Annotated in this window: 13 protein-coding genes; 3 read left to right on the top strand and 10 right to left on the bottom strand. The window is 65.0% G+C overall.

Annotated elements, in window-relative coordinates; translation table 11 throughout:
- Nucleotide 1: 1 nt before the first annotated feature.
- From ACFPAH_RS02300 to ACFPAH_RS02260, 9 genes are all read right to left on the bottom strand, one after another.
- Entirely contained in the window at nucleotides 2-979 is a 978-nt protein-coding gene (locus ACFPAH_RS02300; RefSeq protein WP_379740013.1) for a type II secretion system F family protein, read from the bottom strand.
- Nucleotides 980-1,012: 33 nt separating this feature from the next.
- Nucleotides 1,013-2,359 (bottom strand): CpaF family protein, encoded by a 1,347-nt coding sequence (locus tag ACFPAH_RS02295; protein ID WP_379740010.1) that lies wholly within the window; start codon nucleotides 2,357-2,359, stop codon nucleotides 1,013-1,015.
- Between the two features lie 16 nt (nucleotides 2,360-2,375).
- Nucleotides 2,376-3,551 (bottom strand): AAA family ATPase, encoded by a 1,176-nt coding sequence (locus tag ACFPAH_RS02290; protein WP_379740007.1) that lies wholly within the window; start codon nucleotides 3,549-3,551, stop codon nucleotides 2,376-2,378.
- Between the two features lie 55 nt (nucleotides 3,552-3,606).
- The gene (locus ACFPAH_RS02285; RefSeq protein WP_379740004.1) at nucleotides 3,607-3,879 is read right to left on the bottom strand and encodes a hypothetical protein; all 273 of its coding nucleotides are present in this window, start codon (nucleotides 3,877-3,879) and stop codon (nucleotides 3,607-3,609) included.
- Nucleotides 3,880-3,888: 9 nt separating this feature from the next.
- Nucleotides 3,889-5,433, bottom strand: coding sequence for a type II and III secretion system protein family protein (locus tag ACFPAH_RS02280; protein ID WP_379740001.1), 1,545 nt, complete (start codon nucleotides 5,431-5,433; stop codon nucleotides 3,889-3,891).
- 25 nt (nucleotides 5,434-5,458) lie between these two features.
- On the bottom strand, nucleotides 5,459-6,319 hold the full coding sequence (gene cpaB, locus ACFPAH_RS02275) for a Flp pilus assembly protein CpaB (protein WP_379739998.1): 861 nt from the start codon (nucleotides 6,317-6,319) through the stop codon (nucleotides 5,459-5,461).
- The gene (locus tag ACFPAH_RS02270) at nucleotides 6,316-7,737 is read right to left on the bottom strand and encodes an ATP-binding protein (protein WP_379739995.1); all 1,422 of its coding nucleotides are present in this window, start codon (nucleotides 7,735-7,737) and stop codon (nucleotides 6,316-6,318) included. The genes cpaB and ACFPAH_RS02270 overlap by 4 nt, the downstream gene beginning before the upstream one ends.
- A gap of 101 nt (nucleotides 7,738-7,838) precedes the next feature.
- Nucleotides 7,839-8,372, bottom strand: coding sequence for an A24 family peptidase (locus ACFPAH_RS02265; RefSeq protein ID WP_379739992.1), 534 nt, complete (start codon nucleotides 8,370-8,372; stop codon nucleotides 7,839-7,841).
- 63 nt (nucleotides 8,373-8,435) lie between these two features.
- Nucleotides 8,436-8,621, bottom strand: a complete 186-nt coding sequence (locus ACFPAH_RS02260) for a Flp family type IVb pilin (protein ID WP_379739989.1) — start codon at nucleotides 8,619-8,621, stop codon at nucleotides 8,436-8,438.
- Nucleotides 8,622-8,973: 352 nt separating this feature from the next.
- On the opposite strand from ACFPAH_RS02260, the gene ACFPAH_RS02255 reads away from it, so the two are divergent.
- A complete protein-coding gene (locus ACFPAH_RS02255; RefSeq protein ID WP_379739986.1) occupies nucleotides 8,974-10,014 on the top strand; it encodes a GGDEF domain-containing protein in 1,041 nt (346 codons plus the stop codon).
- Between the two features lie 9 nt (nucleotides 10,015-10,023).
- Here ACFPAH_RS02255 and ACFPAH_RS02250 read toward each other — a convergent pair whose 3' ends face one another.
- Complete coding sequence (locus tag ACFPAH_RS02250; RefSeq protein ID WP_379739984.1) at nucleotides 10,024-11,241, bottom strand: HD-GYP domain-containing protein; 1,218 nt, start codon at nucleotides 11,239-11,241, stop codon at nucleotides 10,024-10,026.
- A 123-nt stretch (nucleotides 11,242-11,364) separates the two neighbouring features.
- On the opposite strand from ACFPAH_RS02250, the gene ACFPAH_RS02245 reads away from it, so the two are divergent.
- Both ACFPAH_RS02245 and ACFPAH_RS02240 read left to right on the top strand, forming a co-directional pair.
- Nucleotides 11,365-12,297: a LysR substrate-binding domain-containing protein gene (locus ACFPAH_RS02245; RefSeq protein WP_379739981.1), complete on the top strand. Its 933-nt coding sequence runs from the start codon at nucleotides 11,365-11,367 to the stop codon at nucleotides 12,295-12,297.
- A gap of 197 nt (nucleotides 12,298-12,494) precedes the next feature.
- Entirely contained in the window at nucleotides 12,495-16,052 is a 3,558-nt protein-coding gene (locus ACFPAH_RS02240; protein ID WP_379739978.1) for an indolepyruvate ferredoxin oxidoreductase family protein, read from the top strand.
- The last annotated feature ends 134 nt before the right edge of the window (nucleotides 16,053-16,186 follow it).

Below are 16,186 nucleotides of genomic sequence, written 5' to 3'. Positions count from 1 at the left end.
CTCAGACGCGAATCCGGATGACCCTGCGCAGCCACACCACCCCGAACAAGATCATGCCGGCGGCGTACCAGAGCAAGCGCACCCCGCTCGGGTCGGTCCACAGCACGCTGACGTAGCCCGGGTTGACCAGCGTCAGCATCAATGCGACGGCAAACGGCAGCAGGCCGAGAATCCAGGCCGACATGCGGCCTTCGGCCGACAGCACGCGCACCTGGGCCACCAGCTTCAGGCGGCTGCGGATGATGGTGCTGATATTGCCGAGGATCTCGGCCAGGTTGCCGCCCGACTCGCGCTGGATCAGCACCGCGATGATCAGGTAGCGCAGGTCGGTCAGGGGAATGCGGCGGGCCATGTTGTGCAGGGCTTCGTCCATCGGCACGCCGTAATTGATTTCCTCGCGTGCGACGCGAAACTCGCTGCTTAGCGGCTCGGGCAGTTCGTTGCCGACGATTTGCAGCACGTTGGTGAAGGAATGCCCGGCGCGCAGGGCGCGCGCGATGAAGTCGGCGGCGTCCGGCAGCTGGTATTCGATGCGGCGCAAGCGCTGCGTGCGGGCGCGCCGCAGCAGGCAGTACGGCACCGCGAACGCCAACAGCGCCAGCAGGATGCGTCCTCCCGGCGGCAACGGCCAGCGCGCGCTGGCCACGAAGACCACGAGAAAGGATGCCAGGGAGCAGCCGAGGAAGCGCTCGACCGTCAGCTTGCTGCCGGCCTGCACCAGCAGGCCATCGAGCCGCTGGAGTGGCGCAATCTGCTGCAGCAGGCGATCGAATCCGTCATGGACGCTGAACCGGCGCTGCTTGAGGATCGAGATGCGTTCTCCGGCTCGCCCGGCGCCGCCCGACATGACCTGCAAGCGGCGTGCGATGCGTTGCGCGGCCCTGCCGTAGGTGCTCGACCACCATAGATAGACGCCCTCGATCAGGAGGATAACGGCGGCAAACAGGAAGACGGTGAAGCTGTAGAAAAGCAGGTCCATGGAGCGGCTCCACTGCAGGCTAGGCCTGCCGGTTCATTGGTAGATGCGGTCAGGATTGAAGGTGTCGTCGGGGATGTCGACGCCGTACATCTTGAGGCGGTCGGCAAAGCGCGGCCGCACCCCCGTGGCAGAGAAATGGCCCAGCACCTTGCCGTCGCGGTCGACGCCGGTCTGCTCGAAACGGAAGATTTCCTGCATCGAGATGATGTCGCCTTCCATGCCCGTGATCTCCTGGACGCTGATCAGCTTGCGGCCGCCGTCGATCAGGCGCGAAGCCTGGACCACCACCGTTACCGCCGAGCAGATCTGCTGGCGGATCGCGCGTGGGGTCAGGTTGGCCCCGGCCATGCCGACCATGTTCTCAAGGCGTGCCAGGGCGTCGCGCGGGGTGTTCGAGTGGATCGTCGCGAGCGAGCCTTCGTGGCCGGTATTCATCGCCTGCAGCATGTCGAGCGCCTCGGCACCGCGCACTTCGCCGAGGATGATGCGGTCCGGGCGCATGCGTAACGCGTTCTTGACCAGCGCGCGCTGGGTGACTTCGCCCTTGCCCTCGATGTTCGACGGGCGCGTTTCGAGGCGGACCACGTGCGGCTGGCGCAACTGCAGTTCCGCCGCGTCTTCGATCGTGACGAGGCGCTCGTTGGCCGGGATGAAGCCCGACAGCAGATTGAGCAGCGTCGTCTTGCCGCTGCCGGTACCGCCCGAGATCAGGATGTTGATCTTGGCCATGCCCAAGCCCTGCAACACCTTGACCATCGGCGGCGTCAGGCTCTTGTACTCGAGCAGGTTCTGCACCGTCAGCGGCGTCGCGCTGAAACGCCGGATCGACAGGATCGGTCCATCGACCGCCAACGGCGGAATGATGGCGTTCACGCGCGAGCCGTCCGGCAGGCGGGCGTCGACCATCGGGCTCGACTCGTCGACGCGGCGCCCCACGCGCGAGACGATCTTCTCGATGATCTTCATCAGGTGCGCGTTGTCGTGGAAAGTGATGTCGGTCAGCTCCAGCTTGCCGCGCCGCTCGACGTAGACGCGGCTGGCGGTGTTGACCAGGATGTCGGACACGGTCGGGTCGGTCAGCAGTGGCTCGAGCGGTCCGAAGCCCAGCATTTCGTGCTGGATGTCGAGCACGAGGTTGTGGCGTTCGTGCTGGTTGAGGACGATGCGTTCTTCTTCGATGATGCGCTGGATCAGCAGCGCCAGTTCGTGCTTGAATTGCTCGGCAGTCAGGCGCTTCAGGCGCTCCAGGTCGATCCGGTCGAGGATCATCTGGTGCATCGTTCTTTTCAGCTCCTGGTAGGCCCCGTTGCTGGCCTCGGCCGGCAATACGCTGGCCTTGCGGTCGTCGTCCGTGACGGAAAGGCGTTCGCGCAGCGACATGGTTCCTCCTTGCAGATTAGTAGTCGGCCTCGCCTCGGCCGAACAGGCGGTCGAGCAAGCCACGGGTTTCGGGAGCGCGCCGCGCGGTGACCAGCTCGACCAGGTCGGCCAGGCTGCGTGCCGCTGCGCTCGCGCGCGACAGTTCGAGTACCGGCACACCCTGGTTGACGGAATCGGTGACGGCCACGTAATCGTTCGGCACGGTGTGCACGACCTCGCAGCCGAGCGCCGCGTGCAGGTCGGGCAGGCGCAGGCGGCCGCCTTTTTCGTAGCGGTTGACGATCAACCGGATCGTCTCGAGCGGGTAGCCGAGCGAACGGAAGATATCGAGCAGGCGGCGGGCGTCGCGGATGTCGGGCAGCGCCAGTTGCAGCACCGGGTAGATGGTGTCGGTGCTGTCGAGCGCGCGCAGCGACACGGCGTCGATCTGGCGCCCGACGTCGAGCACGATGTAATCGTAGTGCTGGCGCGCGACGCGCAGGATGGCGTCGATATGCTCGGGTTTGGCTTCCTTGGTCTGCGACGGATCGTCGGCCGCGGCCAGCACCCCGAAACCCCGCGTGACGTGCACCAGGCAAGAGTCGAGAAAAGGACCGTCGATGCGCGCGATCTGCTCGCATACGTCGGACAGGGTCATGGCCGGCTTCTGGTCCGATACGTACAAGGCAGCGTCGCCGAACTGGCCGTGGAGGTCGATCAGCAGCACCTTCTTCTCGGCCAGTGTGGCCAGTGCATAGCCGAAGTTGGTCGAGATGAAGGTCGCGCCGCTGCCGCCCTTGCAGGCGATGAAGGCCAGCACCTTGCCCTCGCGCAGCTGGGAGACGCCGGCGGCCGTGGCAATGCGGTCCATCGCCTCGTGGAAGGCGCGGTGCACCAGCGGCAATTGCAGTACCTCGCGCACGCCCGCGCGCATCGCGCGGATCAGGAATTCTGGCTGGTGCTGGCTGGTCAGCAGCATGAATTGCGCGTCCGGATACTGGCGCGCCAGGCGTTCGAGCAGGTCGGCGTCGTCAAGCGCGCCTTCGCTGGCGTCGACCAGGACCAGTCCTGGCGCCTCCCCCAGTGGCCGCTCGAGCGCCTCGCGCATCGACACCCGGCTGTTGGCCACGTTCAGCGGCGGCACGCGAGCCGCTCCCTGGGACGCAAGCTCGGCAAACAGCAGGCTGTCGCGACTGATCAAAAGGGCTTTCATGACGGTCCTTGTCGAAGCACTGGAAAAGAAAGCAGAACAGGTCAGCCGCGAAGCCTCATTGCCCGCTGCCTAGCGTGTTGAGTAACGGTGCTTGCGCGCCGCTTTCGGGTTGGACAAAGGAGCGCTGGTAGCGCTCATGCGCAGCGCGCGCGGCCGGTCCGTCGATGCCGCTGGCCGCGTTGGCGTTGCCCGCCCCGCGCGGGTCGACCGTTTGCGCGGCCATGTTGGCCCGTACGGCGGAACCGAAATTCTTCTCGAAGCGCGGCGCAGTCGAACAGCCCTGCAGCAGCGCGAACACTGCGATCCATGCGATTGTCTTGGTTACCATTGCCGCCTCCTATTTGAGTTCGAAACCGTCGACGCTCTGGCTTATACGCGCGGCCGGCGGCTTCGCCGTGGGGGCGCCCTCAAGGCGCCCACCGAGCATCAGGGCAGCGCGCGAGGGGGCATCGACGCCATCGGTCGGCAGCGCGTAGCCGGTGGCCGTGAGCGGCTTGACCAGGCGCGCGGTGATCACGAAGACCAGCTCGGTGCGGTCCTGCTGGAAGTCGGTGCTGCGAAACAGCGCCCCCAGTACCGGCACTTCGCCCAGCCCCGGCAAGCCCTTCAGGTTGGTGATGAGGTTGTTCTTGATCAGCCCGCCGATGGCAAAGCTTTGGCCGTCATACAGTTGCACCGTCGTGCTGGCCCGGCGTGTCGTCACAACCGGCATGATCGCCGTGGCGGAAATGCCGGCGGCGTTGATGCCGATGCCTTCGCGCGACAATTCCGATACCTCAGGCGCCACGCGCAGGTTGATCCGCCCACCGCTGAGCACGGTTGGGGTAAAGCGCAGGCCCACGCCGAACTCCTTTTCTTCCAGCGTGACCTTGTTGTTGTCCTGCGCCACGGGAATATAAAACTTGCCGCCGGCGAGGAAGCTGCCTTCCTGGCCGCTGATCGCCATCACGTTCGGCTCGGCCAGCACACGGATCAGGCCGTCTTGCGTCTGGGCATCCAAGACGACGCCCTTGCCGGTGTCGCGGCCTGCGCCCAGTCTTGCGCCAAGCGTGCCGCTCAAAAAATTCGATGTCAGGGCAGCGGCCCAGCTGCCTGGCGAGAAGCGCCAGGTGGCGCCGGCCTCAAGCCGTTCCAGCAGGGTTTTGGAGACCTCGGCAATCTTGACCTCGAGCTGCACTTGCTGCGGTGCGCTCACGCTCAGCATGTTTACTACGCGTACTTCCGCACTGGCGACGGTGGCGCCTGCGCCGCCGGATTTCGGCTCCAGCTCCTTCGGCACCGCGCTCAGCGCGCGCAACGGGCGGCGCACGTAGGCGGTCGCCAGCTCGACGGCGCGTGCCGCCGCCGAGGCATCGCTGACGGTCCCGGTCAGCACCAGCGAATCGGCTGCAGCCAGGACCCGGATCTCTTTTTCTTCCGGCATGACGGCGGCGAGCGTGGCCTGCAGTGCGGTCGGGTCCATGGCGACCGTGATGTCGAGCACGCTGCACAGGCCGCTGCGTCCCTGCACGATCATGTTGGTCGTGCCGACGTCGACCCCGGCGATGTACATCGTATCCGGTGCAACCAGCATCGCCTGCACGACGCCCGGGTTGCCGACGCTGCGGTTCTGGACCGGCTCCGGCAGCCGCATCAGCGTCGACTTGCCCATTTGAAGCGCGACCTGGGCCGGACGCGCGGCTTCGCCTTTGCAGCGCGGGCCTATTTCGGTGCGCTCCCCGGCAGCGGCGACGAGGTCGGATTGCGCGGCCGGGCGCGCGCCTTGTGCGCCACTTGCCAGCACCAGCGCCATGCAGCCGAGGACGACGTGACGCAGCAAGGGACGTCGCACCGCATGCGATTCCGCGTTCGGTTGGCGTGACTTGTTTGGGCATGTGTTCATGGTTTCACCTGACACGGTAAAGGGATCAGAAGCACTCTTGCGAGGAATGCAGGCCGTTGATGACGGTGACGCAGTTGCGCCGCACGGGTGGCGTCGCAACCCGGTGCACGGCAGGCTTCTCGGGGCGGCGCGGCGCAGCGGCCGGTTTTGCCGGGATGACCGGCTTGACGATGGGCGCGTTCGGCAACAGGGTCAGTTTGGTCGCGCCCTCGGTCTGGGCCGATTGCGGATCGACCTGGTTACGCAGCGCCAGCGACAAGGTGCCGACACTGCGCGCCAGGTCGAGTTTTTCGGCCTGTTCCGGCGTCACTTCCAGCGTGACGGCGTTGACGACACGCGGCTTGGTCTCGTCGCGGTTGACCTCCTGCGCCACCGCCAGCACCAGGATGCGCTCGAGCACGATCTTGGAGATGCTCTGCTCGCGCCCACCCGCTTCCGGGTTCGCATCCTTTTCGGTGCTGACGATGATGTCGACGTAGTTGCCCGGCAGCGTAAAGCCGGCCACGCCGATGACGTCGTTGACGCGTACCGTGATAGCGCGCTTGCCTTCGGTGATCAGGGCCGACAGGCCGCCCAGCGTACCGACCGGCGCCAGTTTCACTTCGCTGAGCGGTTCGCCGGCGAGCACGCTGCTTTTCAGGACGCGTCCGGCAAGTTTCTGCGGGTCCGCAAAGGCGCCCTTCGGCACGCTGTCGGCGGGCCACTCGGCCAGCTTGACCATCTCCGGAGCGAGGCGCTGGCCAAGGCTGATATCGGTGGCCGCCACCACGATGTGTCCGCTACTTGTGCTGGGCTGCATCAACAGCCAGCGCGAAGCGAGGACCACGGCCGTCAGGCCGAACAGGATGGCAACCGCCATCACGACGAGAGCGCGCTTGTTTTTCATTGGTCGATTCCTGCGACGTGGCACGAGGCCGGGACGCTGCCGTTGGTCATGCTGTTCCACGCCTGCTCCAGGGCAGCGATCGTCAAGCGTGGTTCGGTGCCGGCAAAACCGGCGAAATCAAGTACCCGGTCGAGCAGGTCGTGCGGATAACAGGCCAGCAGCGGCACGCCGCCGGCATGGTGCAGCCGCGTGACCAGGTGATCGATCACGGTTTCCTCGCAATCGACGCCGTGCAGCCGGCAGGCGCGGCGCAACATCGCCCGATAGGCCGGCTCAGCCAACGGCCCGAGGCCGACGCGGTAGCCGATGCGGCGCAGGAAGGCCGGTTCGAAGACGCTCGCCGGCGCCGCATTGGTGATGAAGACAAGCATCGCGTCGAATGGCACGGTCTCGCCGTGTCCGCCCGCCACCGCGCGCGCCGGACCGCCGTCGAGCGCGCCGAGCCAGCCGGCGAGCAGTTCGGCCACCGGCAGGCGGCCGCGGCCGAGATCATCGATGATGAAGATGCCGTTATTGGCCTGCAGTTGCAGCGGCGCGTGATGGATGCCGCTGTCGGGGTCGGGACGCAGGGTGAGCATGGACGCGTCGAGTTCCGCGCCAACGTGCACCAGCGGACGCTGGCAGATCGCCCAGCGCGCGTCGCAGCTGCGCCGCTCTTCCTGCTGGCGTCCCTGCGGCAGTGGCGCCGGATGGCGCAGCGGATCGTGAAACGGGACGATATGGCCCTCGATCAGGAGCGCGTACGGTACCGCGACCGCGCCTGGCAGCAGGCGCGCCAGCTTGCGTGCCAGGGTCGTCTTGCCGGACCCGGTCGGGCCGTGCAAGAGCAGCGGACGCTGCGCATGGAGGGCGGCGCCGAGCACTTCACGCACGACGGGATCGAGCCCATCGTCAGCCAGCACGTCGGCCAGTTCGCCGGGCGTCGGGCCGCGCCCGGGCGACGCCGTTCCCTGGCGGCCCGGCAGCGCCTGGCGCAAGGACTGGCGCTCGACCATCGCCCGATACGAAGCCAGTGTCACCGGCGCCGGGCCGACGTAGCGGCACTCTTCCAGGCAGGCCAGTGCAGCGCGCTGGCCGATCGGGGTCAACTGGTATTGCACGTCGATGTCGGAGTCGCGCGACCAGGCGACCTCGGTCTGCTGATCGGCCGTCAGGACGTTCAACACCTCGCGCAGCACACTGACGGACAGGCGCAGTTTCCCGGCCAGCAGCGGCAGCGGCGCGCGTCCGGTGGCGTGCAAGGTCTTGAGCACGAGGGCAGAAATCAGGCGCAGTTCAAGTCCGGTATCGCTGACCGTCCTGGGCTGGCGCGGCAGCGTTGCCGCAACCTCCAGCTCGCCCGGCGCAGCGGACGCCGCGGTGCGGGAAGCCGTCCCGGACGCGCTACCAGACGCTGCGAACGACAACGCTTCGCTCATGCTATTTCCCCTCGTATTCAGCAGAGTAATTCTTCGAAACCATTGAATTCATTCTAGCTACCAGACCTTTGTCGCCATTGAGCGGCAGCAAGCTGTTACCTTTACGGATGATGACTTTGTGCTAACAACCAAAGTGTGCTCAGGGCGATCGCCAGGCCGTATGGCATCGAGCCGACACTTTTGCGGGCCGGCGTACTTCCTGGCTCCGGCGGCCCCAGCCTTAGCAACAAGGGCAACAACATGTCGCGCAGGTTGGCGTAGGCAGCTGACCAGCGACGCGTAAACAGGATGATGACCAGCGCCATCGCACCGCCGATGCACCAAGTCAGGATGCAGGCGTACAAGGTCTGGGAGGGTCCGAGGAACAGGCCGACAGTGGCCATCAGCTTCACGTCCCCGGCAGCCATGCCGCGGACTGCATACAGGGGAAGGAACAAGGCAAAGCCAATCGCGGCCCCGCCCAATGCCTGGCCGATGGCGGTGGCCGGTGCAGGCGAATAAAAATGGATGACCAACGCAGCGCACCAGCCTCCCAACAGCAGAAGATTCGGAATCTTTCGTATCGCCAGGTCGATGATCGCGGCGGAAACGACCAGGACCAGCAGCGACAGGTCCAGCCAGGTAGCGATGGGCATGATCGCACTCTCCATAAAAAAAAAAGCCCTCCGGACCGGGGTCCGGAGGGCGAACTCAAGCGATTACTTCAACGCATTTTCCAGCGCGACTTTCACCTTGTCGAAGGTCGCCTCGATCTGATCGCCCAAGAGCCCGGCCGTGGTAGCCATCGCGACGCCGATGAGGGCAGCGATCAGGCCGTATTCGATGGCCGTCACACCGTCTTCGTCAGCAACGAAAGCTTGCACAGCAGTAAAGATCGTTTTCATGACAAACTCCATATGGTGGTTTATAAGAACAACCCTGAAGCGGCAGGAAACTTCCCTTGACTCGGCTGACTGCGCCTTGTCGTTTCCGTTTCAGTGAGTTCACTATAAAAGATGATGCCGCACGGCAAGTTGACTGTAAGCAAGCTTTCCTGTGTGAATTGTTTGCCAAGGGAAACTATTGATCCAGATCGTGTGTTGGCTCGCCAGTCGCGTCCAATGCCAGAAAAAGAGGCGGAATTATTGCCGCGATAACAAAAAAGGATTATCCTGTTTCTCTTGCCCTTCGGAAATTGCAGTGTTGCAAGAGAGGCAAACTTGGGTGGCAGGCGGCTGATTACCTACTGAGAACGACATGGATTCGCTTCTGAAACACATGGTGGACATGACCGGTCACCGCGATCACGCGATGCTCGACATCTCGGTGGTGTCGGCGGTGCAGGAATTGGCTGCCGCTGCGCAGACACGGGTCTGGTCCATCTCGACGGTCGGCGATCGGACCTGGGTCCGGGTGCGGGCCAGTATCGGTGCCGGCAAGCGTGCCCGCATCGAAGACGCACACGACAGCGCCACGTCCGGCCAGCCGCTGGAAGCCTTTCCCGAGCTCGCTGCCTGCCTGGCGCGCCGCGAGACGAGCGCCCGGGCCTGCGGTCCGGGGACCACGCGTACCCTGTGGCTGCCGATCTGGCTCGGCGACAAGGCTGACACCTGCCTCGAGATCGTGCGCCATGCACCTTTCCGTTCCGCCACCATCCACACCATCGCCGGCATCGTCGGTGTCTACCGCAACTTCCAGAACCTGCTCGACTATAGCGAGCGCGACTCCCTCACCGGCCTGCTCAACCGCAAGACCTTCGAAGACCAGCTCGCGCGCATGCTGCACTGCCCGCCGGAGCAGGAACCGCCGCTGCCGGGCCAGCCGGAACGGCGCTGCAGCCAGGGCGAAGAAAAGGGATGGCTGGCGGTCGTCGACGTCGACCATTTCAAGATGGTGAACGACACGTTCGGCCACCTGTACGGCGACGAGGTGCTGATCCTGATCGCCAACCAGCTGCAGGCCTCGTTCCGCTCACGGGACCGGGTATTTCGTTTCGGCGGCGAGGAATTCGTCATCCTGCTGCGTTCGACCACGCTGGAGCACGCGCGTCGCATCATCGACCGCTTCCGCACGAACATCGAGTCCTACGTCTTCCCGCAGGTCGGCAAGGTGACGGTGAGCATCGGGTTCGTCAGCATCAGTCCCCACGACTCGCCGGTCGTCACGCTCGGCCATGCCGACCAGGCCCTGTACTACGCCAAGACCAATGGCCGCAACCAGGCCTGCCACTACGACGAGCTGGTCGAGCGCGGCCTGCTCAAGACGGTCGCATCGAACGATACCGCCGAGTTTTTCTGAGGACGTCGGTCAGGGCAGGACCAGGAACTTGTCGGGGTCGACACGCCACTTGGCAGGCGACTCGTGGCGCACGATCTTGTCGCCGCCGCCGAAGCCGAAGCCGCGCGACAGGTCGAGCAGCTCCGGGCGGATATACGTCTCGCTCTTCGTATTGAAGAACACATTCACCTTCGGCGTGAGCAGGTTCGTCTCGTGCGGCTCGACCACGACACCGAGACGCCCCGACTCCAGCATCACCATCGTGCCGACCGGATAAATGCCGACGCAACGCATGAATTCCTGGGCCAGACTTGGGTTGAAGTGGAATTTGCTCCACTCGTAGATCTTGCGCAGCGCATCGGCCGCCGCCATGCCCTTGTGGTAGCAGCGATCGGACGTAATCGCGTCGTACACGTCAACGATCGCCGCCATCTGCGCCAGTTCCGAAATCTCGGTCTCGTTCTGCATTTCCGGATAACCACTGCCGTCGCGCCGCTCGTGGTGGTGCAGCGTGATGTCGAGCGGGATCGGGCCGATGCCGGGCGTGCGGCGCAAAATGTCGTAGCCGTCGCGCGGATGGCGCTTGATGATCGCGAATTCCTCGTCGGTGAGACGGCCGGGCTTGTTCAAGATCGCGTCCGGCACCAGCGCCTTGCCGGTATCGTGCACCAGGCCGCCGATACCGGCCTGGTAGATCGTTTCCTCGTCCATCCCGCGCGAGCGGCAGAAGGCGACCAGCAAGGTGCAGACACTGACCGAGTGGAGGAAGGTGTAATCGTCCTTGGTCTTGATGCGAAGCAGGCTGAGCAAGGCGCCTGAATTGCGCAGGATCGACTCGGTGATGTTCTCGACGACGGGCGACACCTTGTCCATCTCGACCGCCTTGCCCAGGCGCGCGTCCTGCATCACGGTGCGCACCAGGTTGACCGCCTGGCGCCGGATGCCGACGGCGCGCTGCATTTCGTCGCCCAGCGTGGCGCGCACCGGCTTGACCGGCTTGGCGGCAATCGCCGTCACCTCCGCTTCCGTGCTCGCCTGGGCTTCGGCCAGTGTCGGCGCCTCGACATCGACGCCCTTCGTGCAATCGATGACGAGGCTGCGGATGCCGGCACGGGTAATCTTGCGGATCTCCTCCTCGCTGCTCAGGACGAACCTGGCGCGCATGAACGGGTGCTCCATCCAGCCGCAATCGAGGTCGTGGATGGCCATGCCTACGCGCAGCTGGGAGGAATCGATTTTCTTGAGCATTGCTAGCATCCGACGATATGTTAATCTGCGCCAACACCACGGCGGCCATGCAGTATAGCAATTAAGTTTCCCCACATAAACTTCTTGTCATCCGATTGTTGCAACCAGCCACAAATATCTCCCATGGAATTACGCCAGCTCCGCTATTTCGTTGCCATCGTCGACCACGGCTCACTGTCGCGCGCCGCCCAGGTGCTGCACGTGGCGCAGCCTGCGCTCACCCAGCAACTGCGCCAGCTCGAGGAAGAACTCGGCGCCCAGCTCTTGCATCGCTCTGCTCATGGCGTACTCAGCACCGATGCCGGCAAAGTCTTCTATGAGCACGCGCAGGCCATCCTGAAGCAGGTGGCGGATGCCAAATCCGCCGTCACGCAATTGACTACGCGCCCTTCCGGCAGCGTCACGCTCGGCCTGCCGCACAGCATTTCCGGCGCGCTGGCCCTGCCCCTCCTGACCGCCGCGCGCACGACCTACCCCGAGATCACCCTGCAGCTGACCGAGGAAATCTCGGGCAGCCTGACCGAGCAGCTCAAATCCGGGCGCCTCAACCTGGCCGTGCTGTTCGACGATGCCCAGCTCGGCGGCTTCGAGACCATGCCCCTGGTCGAGGAAGACCTGGTGTACATCTGCCGCGCCGGATCGAACTGGGTGCCGCCGCAGACCTCGGTCACGCTCGGCGCCGCCCTCGCCAGTCCCTTGATCCTGCCGGCGCAGCAGCATGGCGTGCGTCCGCTGATCGAACAGGCCGCCACCGGCGCCGGGCTGGCACTCTCGAACATCATCGAAATCAACTCGATCGCCATCCTGAAGTCGGCGCTGCTGGCGGACATGGGCGCGACCCTGCTGCCGCTGGCGCCCCTGCGCGCCGAGATCGCGTCCGGCAGCCTGGTCGCCACCCCGCTGCGCGATCCGCCAATCCGGCGCCACGTCACACTGTGTTCCTCGCGCAATATCCCGCTGACGAATGCGGCCATGGCGATCAGCCGGCTGGTACGCCAGGTCACGGAAATGCTCTGCGAAAATGGGGAGTGGCCGGGCGCGCGCCTGCGTGAATAACAGCCATCATTTTTTCTTATACCCCCATCCGCATTCCCTATTTCCCTTCCCTGGGGCCAGCCCCTACACTCCACGCCGACCGATAGACCCCTGTCTATCCAGACTATGCCGCCCACCAGCGGCAACTCCCGCCACGAAGGCCGCTTATCCGGCGCCGCAGCTGGCGGATACGACACCCAATGATCTTGGAGACCTACATGCCCGATACCGTCGCGCCGCACGCTGCCGCGCAGGACGCCTCGTCCCGCCTCACTACCGTCACTCTCGACGACAAATACACCGCGAAATCGGGCAACATCTTCCTGTCGGGTATCCAGGCGCTGGTGCGCCTGCCGATGATGCAGCGCGAGCGCGACGCCGCCGCCGGCCTGAACACGGCCGGCTTCGTTTCCGGCTACCGCGGCTCGCCGCTGGGCGGCCTGGACGAGACGCTGTGGAAGGCCAAGGGTCACCTGGAAGCGAGCCACGTGCAGTTCGTGCCGGGCGTAAACGAGGATCTGGCCGCCACCGCCGTCTGGGGCACGCAAACGGTCGACCTGATCGGCCCGACGAAGTACGACGGCGTGTTCGCCATGTGGTACGGCAAGGGCCCGGGCGTGGACCGCTGCGGCGACGTGTTTAAACACATGAACCATGCCGGCACCGCCAGGAACGGCGGCGTGCTGCTGGTGGCCGGCGACGACCACGGCGCCTATTCGTCGACCCTGCCGCACCAGTCCGACCACATCTTCTCGGCCTGCATGATCCCCGTGCTCTACCCGTGTAACGTGCAGGAATACCTGGACCTGGGCGTGCACGGCTGGGCCATGTCGCGCTTCTCCGGCTGTGCCGTCGCCTTCAAGGCGCTGGCCGACACGGTCGAATCGAGCGCCTCGGTCGACGCCGATCCGCACCGCGTGCAGGTGAAACTGCCGCAGGATTTCGTCATTCCAGAAGGCGGCCTGAACACGCGCCTGTCCTCGGTGCCGCTGGGCCAGCAGGCACGCGCGCAGGAAGCGCTGATGCAGGACTATAAAATCTACGCGGCGCTGGCCTACGCCCGCGAAAACAAGCTCAATCACACGACGATCGACAGCCCGAACGCCAAGCTCGGCATCATCGCCTCCGGCAAGTCCTACCTCGACGTCCTCGAGGCGCTGGAAGAACTCGGCATCGACGAAGCGATGGCCGCGAAAGTCGGCCTGCGCCTGTTCAAGGTCGCCATGATCTGGCCGCTCGAGCCGGAAGGCGTGCGCGAATTCGCGCAAGGCCTCGACGAGATCCTGGTGGTCGAAGAAAAGCGGCAAGTCGTCGAATACCAGTTGAAGGAACAGCTGTACAACTGGCGCGACGACGTGCGCCCGCACATCATCGGCAAGTTCGACGACAAGGGAGAGTGGGTCGCCCCGCGCGGCGACTGGCTGCTGCCGCCGAAAGCCGATTTTTCGGTCGCCCAGGTGGCGCGCGTGATCGCCGGCCGCATTTCCCGCCTGATCGACGACGCAGCGACCCGTGACTTGATCCGCGCGCGCCTGGCCTTCCTCGACGCCAAGGACGCCGTGCTGCAAAAGGCCATCACGACCCCGTTCCGCCCCGCCTTCTACTGCTCCGGCTGCCCGCACAACACCTCGACCAAGGTGCCGGACGGCTCGTTCGCGCTGGCCGGCATCGGCTGTCACGTGATGGCGACCTCGATCTACCCCGAGATGAACAAGCTGACCACCCACATGGGCGGCGAAGGCGCGCCCTGGATCGGCCAGGCCGCGTTCTCGAAGGTGCCGCACGTGTTCCAGAACCTGGGCGACGGCACCTACTTCCACTCGGGCTACCTGGCGGTGCGCGCGGCGGTCTCGGCCAAGGTCAACATCACCTATAAAATCCTGTACAACGACGCGGTCGCGATGACCGGCGGCCAGCCGGTCGACGGCCAGACCTCGGTGCCGATGATCGCCCAGCAGATGGCGGCCGAGGGCGTGAAACGCATCGCGCTCGTCACCGAAGACCTGTCGCGCTATGCCGACCGCTCCGCACTCCCGAGCCTGGTGACCCTGCACGACCGCAAGGAGATGGACGACATCCAGCGCGAACTGCGCGACTTGCCGGGCGTATCGGTCATCATCTACGACCAGACCTGCGCCGCCGAAAAGCGCCGCCGCCGCAAAAAGGGAGAATTTGCCGACCCGAACAAGCGCATGGTCATCAACGAAGCCGTCTGCGAAGGCTGCGGCGACTGCGGCATCCAGTCGAACTGCGTCTCGATCCTGCCGAAAGAAACGGATTTCGGCCGCAAGCGCAGCATCGACCAGTCGTCCTGCAACAAGGATTATTCGTGCGTCAAAGGCTTCTGCCCGAGTTTCGTCACGGTCGAGGGCGGCAACCTGAAAAAGAGCAAGGCAGGCGTATCGAAGGATGGCGGCAACGACGGCTGGGACACCCTGCCGGAACCGGTGCTGCCGTCGGTCGAGCATCCATATAACATCCTGATCAACGGCATCGGCGGCACCGGCGTGATCACCGTCGGCGCCCTGATGGGCATGGCCGCGCACCTGGAAGCGAAGGGTGCGTCGGTGCTGGACATGACCGGCATGAGCCAGAAGAACGGTTCCGTCACCTCGCACGTGAAGATCGCGGCGTCCCCGGCGCGCCTGCGCGCCCAGCGCATCGCCACCGGCGAAGCCGACCTCGTGCTGGGCTGCGACATGCTGACCACCGGCGCGGCCGACGCGATCTCGAAGATGCGCCCGGGCCGCACGCTGGCCATCGTCAACCTGCACGAGCAGCCGACCGGCACGTTTGCCCAGAACGCCGACTGGCAGTTCCCGGCCGAGGACGTGCGCGGCCTGATCAATGAGGCCGTCGGCGGCAGCGCCGGCGCCGATTTTATCGATGCGACCAAGCTGGCGACCGCGCTGATGGGCGACTCGATCGCGACCAACCTGTTCCTGATGGGTTACGCCTGGCAGAAGGGCCGCATTCCGCTGAGCGAAGCGTCGCTGATGCGCGCGATCGAACTCAATGGCGTGGCGGTCGCTTCGAACAAGAAGAGCTTCCTGTGGGGCCGGCGTGCCGCGGTCGATTTCAAACGTGTCGAGAAGCTCGCGACGCCGACCCAGGCGGTGCTGGTGCAGATGCCGCAGAGTTTGGAAACCGTCGTCAAGAAGCGCGTCGAAGCCTTGACCGCCTACCAGGACGCCGCCTACGCCGCCGTCTACGCCGAGCTGGTCGACAAGGTGCGCGCCGCCGAGTCGGCGCAAGGCCTGGGCAATAAACTGTCGATGGCGGTCGCGAAATACTACTTCAAGCTGATGGCCTACAAGGACGAGTACGAGGTGGCGCGCCTGTACACCGACGGCCGCTTCATGGAACAGGTGAAATCCCAGTTCGAAGGCGACGTCACATTCAAGTTCAACCTGGCGCCGCCGCTGTTCGCCAAGAAGGACGCCAAGGGCCGGCTCATGAAAGCCGAATTCGGCCCGTGGATGTTCGGCGTGTTCAAGGTGCTGGCGAAGTTGAAGGGCCTGCGCGGCGGCGCCTTCGACGTGTTCGGCCATACCGCCGAGCGCAAGATGGAGCGCGCCCTGATTGCCGAATACCGTGCGATGATCGAGGCGCTGCTGCCGTCCCTGAATGGCGCAAATATTGCCCAGGCGGTCGAGCTGGCGAACCTGCCGGAACAGATCCGCGGCTTTGGCCATGTGAAGGAAAAGGCAGTCGAGGAATTCCGCGTGCGCAAGGCGGAGCTGCTCAGCGGCAACGTCAAGAAACGCGCGGCCTGAAGCGAAGGGACGTAGGGTGGACGGGTCTCCCGTCCACGCGTTCAACCCGTACTAACCCATTTGCGAGAGATCAAGCAATGGCTGAACGCGTGGACGGCTGAGCCGTCCACCCTACGGACAAGCATCACCCGTTG

Origin of the sequence: Massilia sp. GCM10023247 (genome assembly GCF_042653325.1) — a bacterium.
Lineage (GTDB): Bacteria > Pseudomonadota > Gammaproteobacteria > Burkholderiales > Burkholderiaceae_D > Telluria.
The sequence above is the reverse complement of the archived record's forward strand: the minus strand, read 5'-3'. Positions and strand labels throughout refer to the sequence as shown.